Origin of the sequence: Dankookia rubra (genome assembly GCF_004355005.1) — a bacterium.
GTDB lineage: Bacteria > Pseudomonadota > Alphaproteobacteria > Acetobacterales > Acetobacteraceae > Paracraurococcus > Paracraurococcus ruber_A.
On sequence record NZ_SMSJ01000272.1, the window covers coordinates 1 to 1,269 of the forward strand.

At 65.2% G+C, this 1,269-nt stretch carries 1 protein-coding gene; it reads right to left on the bottom strand.

The features are described from left to right. Positions 1–61 precede the first annotated feature (61 nt). A protein-coding gene (locus E2C06_RS36500; protein ID WP_133293391.1) for an IS3 family transposase occupies positions 62–1,203 on the bottom strand; the annotation gives its coding sequence in 2 pieces (ribosomal slippage) (positions 62–942 and positions 942–1,203; 1,143 coding nt in all). Positions 1,204–1,269 lie beyond the last annotated feature (66 nt).

Below are 1,269 nucleotides of genomic sequence, written 5' to 3' on the forward strand. Positions count from 1 at the left end.
TGAGATGGTCCCCATCCGTAGGACAGTTTGACGGCCTGGATAAGCTCAGTTCTGGTTGTCGTCAGGCCGCCAACTTCGTCACCTCGTTCGCCGCGTAGGCCTCGTCGGGGGTCTGCCCCGCCAATGCGCTATGGGGGCGTCCGGCATTGTAGTAGCCGATCCACTTCGAAAGCCCGGCCCGCACCTCCGAGCCGGTCTCGAAGGCATGCAGATAGACGCACTCGTACTTCAGGCTGCGCCACAGCCGCTCGATGAACACGTTGTCCATCCAGCGGCCGCGGCCGTCCATGGAGATCCGCACCCCGGCCTGCTGCAGCAGGCCGGTGAACCGCGGCGAGGTGAACTGGCTGCCCTGATCCGTATTGAAGATCTCGGGCCGCCCGAACCGCGCCATGGCCTCCTCGAGCACCTCCAGGCAGAACTCCACCTCCATGGTGTTCGACACCCGCCAGGCCAGCACCTTGCGCGTCGCCCAGTCCATCACCGCGACCAGGTAGAGGAAGCCACGGCGCATTGGCAGGTAGGTAATGTCGGCGCACCAAACCTGGTTCGGACGGTCGATCACCAGATCCCGCAGCAGGTAGGGAAAGGTCCGGTGCTCGGGGTTCGGCACCGTCGTTCGCGGTCGTTGGTAGATCGGCGCCAGGCCCATCTTCGCCATCAGCCGCCGGATCCGCTTGCGGCCGACCACATAACCTTCGCGCCGCAGGTGCCGCGCCATCTGCCGCGAGCCGTACCAGGGCGTCTCCAGGAACTGCGTGTCGATCAGCCGCATCAGCTCGAGGTTCAGCGCCGTCTTCCCCGCAGGCCGGTGGTAGAACCCCGACCGGCTGATCGAGACCAGCTCGCACTGCCGCACCACCGACAGCTGAGAGTGCTCCGGCTCGATCATCTGGCGCCGCCGCTCCAGGCTCATCGACCGGACGCTTTGGCCAAAAAATCCCGTTCCACCAGGAGTTGGCCAATTTTGGCGTGCAGCTTCTCGACCTCCGCCTCGGCCGCCTTCGCGCTTTCCGGCGCCGCTGCCTTGCCGGAGAACACCGCCGTCAGCCCCTCCATGGCCTGCCGCTTCCACTCACCCACCATCGTCTGGTGAATGCCGTGCTTCGCCGCCAACTGCGCCGTCGTCAGTTCACCCCGCAGAGCCTCCAGCGCCACTTTCGCCTTGAAGTCTGCCGAATACCGCGTCCGCTTGCCCGTCATCCGGGTTCGTCCTTCTCACAGGCGAACCGAGCTTACCCACCTGTCCGAAATCTAGGGACCATCTCA